Genomic DNA, 6895 nt, shown 5'->3' with positions numbered 1-6895 from the left:
CTTCAAGAACAGCTCAGCGCACGAGCCCAAAACGACAAAGGAGAAAACGAGAAACTTGACCACGACCGCAGACCCGAAACATACCTAATAGGCGGGTCAATTCTCGGTGGAAACGCCGGGTCAGTTCTCAGTGGCAATCAACACCCGCATCGGTAGCAGCTTCTCGCCAACGCTCACCGGCACGGTCAGCAGTGCGTTTGCGGCAGTCTACAACGTTGTCCTTACTGATACGGAACTTGCTTCGCTGTACGCCTTCATAAAGGCCGAGCTTGGAGACTATTCCATATCAATATGATCGTCATCAACGGTGGCGCGTGGCGTCATATCGTCATCTAGGTCTTTATCATGCTTCACATTCGAAGCCGCGCGCTGAAGGGCGTGTATTTCCTCCTGTGTGAAACCCCGCATACGGTGACCGACTCCGACAAAAGTTTCCCCTTGGTTCAGCCTGGCGACGTGGAACATGTACTTGTGGAGTAGATAGTCGAAGTCGACGTCAGATGTCATTTTAGTCGTCCTTTAGTGGATAGTTACCCGGGGCTGGGTATTCGAGGGTGAAGATCAGTCCTTCAGGTAGCGGTGGCCTTCCAGCCAATCGGTGAGGATTGCATCAATAGCATCGAAGTCGCTTAGTCCAATCTCTTCGCGATACCTATGAAGCGCATTCTGCGCCAGATCGTCCATAGCGATCTCTGCTGAAAACACCGAAAAAGGAAATCCCATGAACCGTAGCGCATTCTATGCGTCGGTGCGCCAGCGCGCATCCGGCGTTTTCGGCACGACCATATCTCAAAGCCAGGTACAGGGAATTGAGGCAATCCTTGACGAGGCGGAGAGGCGAGGGACGCCGCTCCAGCACCTCGCCTACATCCTCGCCACCGCCTACCACGAGAGTGCGCACACCATGCAGGCGGTACGCGAAACTCTCGCCACGACCGATGCCGGCGCGATCCGGGCTCTGGAGAGTTCTTGGAAGCGGGGCAAGCTCCCATGGGTCAAAACGACATACTGGCGGAAAGACCCTGATGGGAAATCGTGGTTTGGCCGCGGCCTCGTGCAGATCACCCACAAGGCGAACTATGCCAAGCTCGGGCTGCTGATCGGCGTCGATCTCGTCAAAAACCCGTCCAAGGCTCTAGACCTTCCGACGGCTATCGAAATCCTGTTCGTCGGCATGGAGCTCGGCAGTTTCACCGGAAAGTCGCTGTCCGACTACATCAGCGACGGTCGCGCTGACTACGAGGGCGCTCGTCGGATCGTCAACGGGACAGACAAGGCCGCGCTGATCGCAGACTATGCGAAGGCGTTCGAGAAGGCACTGCGCGACGCCGGATACACCGGCAAGGCGACCCAGCCCTCAGTCATTCCGCCCCCCGAACCCAAACCGGCCGCGCCCGATAAGCCCGCCGTCATCGCGCAAGGCCAGGTGCCGTCCGGTGGCTGGCTGGCCGCTCTACTCTCCGCCCTCGCAAAGCTCCTGAAAGGAGGCAAGGCATGACCGCCATCATCGCACGCATCGTGCTTCGTTACGCCGCCGGCGCTCTCGTCGCGGCGGGATACCTCGATGCCGATCTTGGAACCCAGATTGGCGCAGACCCTGACGTCCTAATCATTCTCGGCGGCGCGCTCGGTATCTGCGTTGAACTGGCCTACGCCTTCGCGAAGAAGCGAGGATGGGCCACATGATTGGTCTTCTCGACGCTATCAAGATCGGGGCGGGGGCGATCCTTGGCGCCGCCCTCATCTCCGGCCCCGCCTACCTCTACGGCAAATCGGCGGGGAAGACCGAAGCGGCAACTGCCGCTCTCCAGAAGTCTATCGAGATCATGCGCGAAAGGAGCGCCACCGATGATGAAATTTCTCGTTCCGATCTTGCTGGCCTGTGCCGTCATCTCGGGTTGCTCGAAGACGACCAGCGCGAGTGCGTGCGACGGCTGGCGGAAACTCACCATGAAACTGGAGACGGCGGTATACGTCGCGCAGAGTGACCGTGGCCTCGCCAACGGCATAGCCGCACATAATGCGCACGGCGCGCGCCAAGGATGCTGGAAATGACGGATGCTGTCGGCTCCCCCGGACTTTGGATCCGCATAACCCATCGTTTCGGCCCACGAATGATGGAGTGGTTCATGGCTGCCCATACGGTTGTCTGGGGATGGGTTCTTCTTCTGCCGGACCGCATCTTCGATCAGCCGTCATGGTCCGGGTTCCGGCAAATCTTCCGCGATGAAGACGCGCTGGGCTGGATCATGGTGACGCTAGGTCTGCTTCGCTTCGCCGGCTTGGTCATCAACGGAGCTCGAAAGAATGTTACGCCTCGCATCCGCCAATGGTCGGCGGGAGTAGGGTGCCTTATCTGGGTTGGCATCTCCTACGGATACGCATCTTCTGGTGTCGTGAGCACCTGGCTCGCCATCTATCCGCTTTTTGCGATAGCCGAGCTCGTCAATATTCACCGCGCTGCTCGCGATCAAGGAGGCGTTGCCCGTGGAAAAGGTTATATCTGAGCTCCCGCCTTCGGCTTATGTGATTTTTGTGATCTCGCTCGCTGTTATCTATGCCGTGCAGCGGTTCGGTCTGTGGCAGGGAGAGAAGGGGCCGTCGGCCTCGAATGAGAAAGCTCAGGTCGCAGCCGTCATCGTCGATCCCTCCGCCCTCAATCGTCTCTCCGACCAAGTCGGCAAGCTGGTTGATTCTGTCGTGAGCCTCGTTGAGGTAGGCGAGGAATTGACCAAGACCGAAAGCCATATGGCGATTGAGCTTGACCGCATCCGGGAAGAACTCCGCATCCAGCGCGAGATCAGCCGGCGCGGATAAAGTACAGCTACCCGTAGATCACCAAAATCTGATCAATGGTCAGCGGAGAGGGTATCCAGTCCACGAATTCGAGTTCCTCATCCGTCGCGAACTTGGCCCAATAGTCCCGCGCGCCGGGTTCAGTGTCAGCGCCGGTTCTCCAGCGGATCAAGTGGGCCTCGCCACTCTCGTCTCTTGCCGCAATGGGCGTGCCGTCACGCGGCGCGGACGCGGCTGGGTAGGTCACCGTCGCCGCTCGGAATGCCTCGCTGAGATCGGGCAACCTGTTCATCAAACACCTCATATCCGAATGAATACGCCCGCCTCTTCGGCCGCCTTCAGGAACGCCTCTCGCGCAGCGTCGGGCGTTTCATCTCCTTCCATTGCTGCCAGACACGTTCTCAGGGCCGCCTCATAGGCCCCGCCGGTATCCACCGGCCACTTATCCATCAATGCTCTTGCTGCTTCAGCAGTGCTGGTCACGGTCCAGTACTTCCCGAGCTTGTTGGTTTCGAACGTGATCGGCTCTTCCCAGCTTGCATCGTGCATCCCATCCTCCTACGCAGAAAAGAGCCCCGCTCGATGGCGGGGCTAGAGGTTTGAACAAGCGCATTGAAAATAAATCGCTGACTGGTCAGTTTTGTTCCTCGGCTCTAGCTGGTGAAAGGGTGGATGGCATATCTTGCCAGCGGACAGGCCGGCCATTGCCAGACCACATCGCCGCGAGCTTTCGCGTGCCGTTGGCAGCAGTGAGAGCCGCGTTTGCCTTGCGAGCAAGTTTGTCCAGCGCCTTCGCCTGCTTCATGTCGCCACGGTCTTCGGCATCACCTGCGGCACAAGCGAGAACTTCAAAATCCTTCTCGCTGATGCTGATGTTAGGCATGATCGCCTCCCTTCGTGCTTGTGGTGGAGCCTGGCGGCGGCGAGGTCGATCCGAACGCTCATGGCTGCAAGCCGTTGCGCAATAGCGATATCGCCGTCTTCACCTTCGGCTTGATCGCTTCAACCGCGTGGAGAATGGTCTCCACTTCCTCAAGCGTCGCCTTCGGTTTGCTGTAGCGATCGCCGTTAATGATCTTGTCGTAATGGCGGAGCCAGCGAGTATGGGCATCGCAAGCCCACGGGTCTTTCGCGCCCTCCTCATATCCCCAAGAGCAACCGTCTGTGTGGTTCCACTGGCAAAGGCAGCTATGAGCTCGCTCAGCCAGAGCCTTCAGCGGCTCCATGCGTTCCGCTGCTTCCGCTGCCTTGGCATCTTCCAAGGCCTCTGTAGCCTTGCGCATCTCGTCAGACCGAGCGCGGACCTCTCTCTCCAGTTCCTCAATCGTGGGCATTCCCAACTCCAATGGCTCTTGATTAATAAAGCTGCATTACGTAAAATCTATTTCACATTATGTTTTTCGTCAACGGAAATCAACGTGACATTGATAGATTGCGTAGAATCAAACGCGAAGCTACAACCACGGCCCATGGAAAACGAACCGTGGCAGAAGCGTGCGAAGTTGGCTGGCTTGTCTCAGATAATGCTGGCTAAGCTTCTTGGCGTCGCCCCGAACACTGTATCCCTGCAGCTTCGGGGAAAGTGGCAGACAGGCGTACCGCAATACGTCAAGACGATGATATATGCTTGGGAGCGGCTATCCCCGGCCGCTCGGGCAGAGCTTCTCGATCTCGCAGACCAATCGAAGGACGACTAGCACTATTCCGGGTCGGCCGCCGGGTCCGGATCTTCCATGTAAGCCAGCGCCTGGTTCTCGGCCACGCTTTTCAGTGCGGCATAAGCGATCTCGGGCGCCCAGCCGGCTTGAATGATTGCATCGACTAAATCGCGCACAGGAACATCAATCGCCAATTCGCAATCTATCTGCGCGTCTGGATCGTTCATGGGCTTGCGCGGGGGAGAGATATTCGGGGTCATGGCATCCTCCTTCTTGTGGAGTCGCAAACGGCCGCGATGACGAACGGTTCCCGGTTATGCTCTTAGCCATCGCGGTAACCCATCCGCGTCCAGCGGGCCGATTCGCTGTGCGACGAAATCCGGTCGCTCCCCCGAGCGTGCCAGTCCGGCGTCGTACCAATCCTCGACGGCCTTCGCTGCTTCCCATGCCTCGATGGTCCGGCCAGTCTGCGGAAAGACCCGCTGAAATGTTGGCCAATCCGCGCAACCACCATTCCACATGAACGTGCCGCGCTTCAGGCTTGTCTGGTCGCGGGAAATCCGTCCGATGTATAGCCCGTCGTGAAAGGCAGACCAGTCCTCTTTGGCGAGTTCCGGCGTGGTCAGTACCCAGCGATATTTTCTCTTCCATGGGCGTTCTGTCATGGGGCGGAGATGATGCGGCGAGGTGATCGAGTCAAGACGCCTTGAGAACCGCCGGGGAACGCCAATCCCCCAAAGTGCTTTTCTGAATTGGGGGAAATTGCGAAAAGCTATTAGATATCAACGCTGGAAAAGTTGATTGGTGCCCCCACCAGGACTCGAACCCGGGACCCCCTGATTACAAATCAGGTGCTCTACCAACTGAGCTATAAGGGCGCGCAATGCGAGGGAGTTAGCATATTCTCCGCTGGAGTAAAGCGAAAAGGGCAGATCAGATCGACCAGTTGCTGTCGTCGGCGGGTTTGGGCACGATTTCCTGGCAGCGGTGCATGGAGCGCGGCAGGTTTTCGGCGAGGTGATCGATCAGCGCCCGCACCGCGGGCAGCATGCCGTGGCGCGAGGTGAAGACGGCGTGCACCACCGCCTCCGTTGACGACCAGTCCGGCAGCACCGGCGTCAATACGCCGTTGCGGAAGCCGCGTTCGACGATGATGTCAGGCAGCAGGCCAAGGCCTATTCCCTCGATTGTCGCGCGTTCCAGCACGCCGAAATCCGAACAGGTGAGGACCGGCGAGTGCGAGACGTCATGGACTTCGCCGCTCGAATGCAGCAGCGTCCAGATGGCGCGCGGATTGTTCTCCTGCATGGAGAGCGTGGGGATGCGGCCGATCGTGTCGAGATCGACGGGGCCATGACGCTCGAGAAAACGCGGGCTTGCAGCGAGGTAGCGGCGCGTGGCGCCGAAACGGCGAACGATCAGCGACTGGTCGGTGTCGTAGTTGTCGCGCACGCGCAGCGCCACATCGATTCGCTCTTCGATGAGATCGACCGGGCGCCCGGTGGTGAGAATCGACAGGCGCACCAGCGGATAGCGTTTCAGGAAACCCGGCAGCACATCGGCCATCATGGGCGCAAAGCCCGGCGGCATGGAGAGCCGCACGGTTCCGGCCGGTTCCGCCTTGGCGACGGCGACGACGGCCTCGGCGGCCTCGACGCCTGAGAGCACCGCCTCGCAGCGCTCATAGAAGGATTGGCCGATATCGGTGATGGCGAGCTTCCGGGTGGAGCGCTCGATGAGGCGCACGCCGAGCTGCTCCTCGAGGGCCGCGACCCGTTTGCTAATTTTCGATTTGGGCACGGACAGCGCATTCGCCGCCGCGGTAAAACCCTTGTGCCGCACGACGGCGGCGTAAAGGGCGAGATCGTTCAGGTCCTGCATCTGATAGCTCCGGTCACGACCTGATTATTGTTTCCCTCACGAAACAGTCAATTGGATTTTTGCCGTCTAATCGTGTGATTGTTTTCGGATCATATGTTTTGCACCCAAACCGAACAGAGGTGCTGACCCATGAACGTTCTTCACATCGACTCCGGCATTCTTGGAGACCATTCCGTATCCCGCCGCCTGACCGCTGCCGTCGCCGCCCAGATCAAGGCCGAACAGCCCGGAGCGACCGTCACCTATCGCGATCTCGTCGCCAACCCGCTGCCGCATCTTTCCGGCGCGCACCTGATGGCCGCCAATGCCGAGCCGGATCAGGTCGATACGCAGATCGCCGCCGAGGTCGCCGAGAGCAAGGTCGTGCTCGATGAGTTCCTTGCCGCCGATACGGTGATCCTCGGCGTGCCCATGTACAATTTCTCCCTGCCGAGCCAACTCAAGGCCTGGATTGACCGCGTCGCCGTCGCCGGCAAGACGTTCCGCTACACGGCGGAAGGCCCGGAAGGTCTCGCCAAGGGCAAGAAGATCATCATCGTTTCCACCCGGGCGGCCACTAC

15 protein-coding genes and 1 tRNA gene are annotated in these 6895 nt (G+C 59.2%); 6 read left to right on the top strand and 10 right to left on the bottom strand.

Annotated elements, in window-relative coordinates; genetic code table 11:
- Positions 1-276: 276 nt before the first annotated feature.
- Together ACOZKU_RS09305 and ACOZKU_RS09300 are read right to left on the bottom strand one after the other, a co-directional pair.
- Positions 277-507, bottom strand: a complete 231-nt coding sequence (locus tag ACOZKU_RS09305) for a hypothetical protein (RefSeq protein ID WP_421578634.1) — start codon at positions 505-507, stop codon at positions 277-279.
- Between the two features lie 54 nt (positions 508-561).
- The gene (locus ACOZKU_RS09300) at positions 562-684 is read right to left on the bottom strand and encodes a hypothetical protein (RefSeq protein ID WP_421578633.1); all 123 of its coding nucleotides are present in this window, start codon (positions 682-684) and stop codon (positions 562-564) included.
- A gap of 37 nt (positions 685-721) precedes the next feature.
- Here ACOZKU_RS09300 and ACOZKU_RS09295 point away from each other — a divergent pair, with 37 nt between their 5' ends.
- The 5 genes from ACOZKU_RS09295 to ACOZKU_RS09275 all read left to right on the top strand — a co-directional run bounded on the left by ACOZKU_RS09295 (position 722) and on the right by ACOZKU_RS09275 (position 2817).
- Positions 722-1498, top strand: coding sequence for a glycoside hydrolase family 19 protein (locus tag ACOZKU_RS09295; RefSeq protein ID WP_421578632.1), 777 nt, complete (start codon positions 722-724; stop codon positions 1496-1498).
- A complete protein-coding gene (locus tag ACOZKU_RS09290) occupies positions 1495-1686 on the top strand; it encodes a hypothetical protein (RefSeq protein WP_421578631.1) in 192 nt (63 codons plus the stop codon). The genes ACOZKU_RS09295 and ACOZKU_RS09290 overlap by 4 nt, the downstream gene beginning before the upstream one ends.
- Complete coding sequence (locus ACOZKU_RS09285) at positions 1683-1988, top strand: hypothetical protein (protein ID WP_421578630.1); 306 nt, start codon at positions 1683-1685, stop codon at positions 1986-1988. Before ACOZKU_RS09290 ends, ACOZKU_RS09285 begins: the two co-directional genes overlap by 4 nt.
- Before the next feature lie 63 nt (positions 1989-2051).
- Complete coding sequence (locus ACOZKU_RS09280) at positions 2052-2507, top strand: hypothetical protein (RefSeq protein WP_421578629.1); 456 nt, start codon at positions 2052-2054, stop codon at positions 2505-2507.
- Positions 2488-2817: a hypothetical protein gene (locus ACOZKU_RS09275; RefSeq protein WP_421578628.1), complete on the top strand. Its 330-nt coding sequence runs from the start codon at positions 2488-2490 to the stop codon at positions 2815-2817. Before ACOZKU_RS09280 ends, ACOZKU_RS09275 begins: the two co-directional genes overlap by 20 nt.
- Positions 2818-2824: 7 nt before the next feature.
- Here ACOZKU_RS09275 and ACOZKU_RS09270 read toward each other — a convergent pair whose 3' ends face one another.
- From ACOZKU_RS09270 to ACOZKU_RS09235, 8 genes are all read right to left on the bottom strand, one after another.
- Positions 2825-3088: a hypothetical protein gene (locus tag ACOZKU_RS09270; RefSeq protein ID WP_421578627.1), complete on the bottom strand. Its 264-nt coding sequence runs from the start codon at positions 3086-3088 to the stop codon at positions 2825-2827.
- 8 nt (positions 3089-3096) lie between these two features.
- A complete protein-coding gene (locus ACOZKU_RS09265; RefSeq protein ID WP_421578626.1) occupies positions 3097-3345 on the bottom strand; it encodes a DUF982 domain-containing protein in 249 nt (82 codons plus the stop codon).
- A gap of 85 nt (positions 3346-3430) precedes the next feature.
- Positions 3431-3679 carry a hypothetical protein gene (locus tag ACOZKU_RS09260; RefSeq protein WP_421578625.1) on the bottom strand — a complete coding sequence of 83 codons (249 nt, stop codon included), beginning with the start codon at positions 3677-3679 and terminating at the stop codon, positions 3431-3433.
- Between the two features lie 58 nt (positions 3680-3737).
- Positions 3738-4130: a hypothetical protein gene (locus tag ACOZKU_RS09255; RefSeq protein WP_421578624.1), complete on the bottom strand. Its 393-nt coding sequence runs from the start codon at positions 4128-4130 to the stop codon at positions 3738-3740.
- A 365-nt stretch (positions 4131-4495) separates the two neighbouring features.
- Positions 4496-4714, bottom strand: coding sequence for a hypothetical protein (locus tag ACOZKU_RS09250; protein ID WP_421578623.1), 219 nt, complete (start codon positions 4712-4714; stop codon positions 4496-4498).
- A gap of 54 nt (positions 4715-4768) precedes the next feature.
- Positions 4769-5119, bottom strand: coding sequence for a hypothetical protein (locus ACOZKU_RS09245; RefSeq protein WP_421578622.1), 351 nt, complete (start codon positions 5117-5119; stop codon positions 4769-4771).
- A 137-nt stretch (positions 5120-5256) separates the two neighbouring features.
- A tRNA-Thr gene (locus tag ACOZKU_RS09240) sits at positions 5257-5332 on the bottom strand.
- Positions 5333-5387: 55 nt separating this feature from the next.
- Entirely contained in the window at positions 5388-6335 is a 948-nt protein-coding gene (locus tag ACOZKU_RS09235; protein ID WP_421578621.1) for a LysR family transcriptional regulator, read from the bottom strand.
- Between the two features lie 129 nt (positions 6336-6464).
- Here ACOZKU_RS09235 and ACOZKU_RS09230 point away from each other — a divergent pair.
- Positions 6465-6895, top strand: a 431-nt coding sequence (locus ACOZKU_RS09230) for an FMN-dependent NADH-azoreductase (RefSeq protein ID WP_421578620.1), incomplete at its 3' end; no start/stop codon positions are given.

Origin of the sequence: Shinella sp. M31 (assembly GCF_049199205.1) — a bacterium.
Taxonomy (GTDB): domain Bacteria; phylum Pseudomonadota; class Alphaproteobacteria; order Rhizobiales; family Rhizobiaceae; genus Shinella.
Note: the sequence above shows the minus strand (reverse complement) of the source record. Positions and strands in the feature narration are given on the sequence as shown.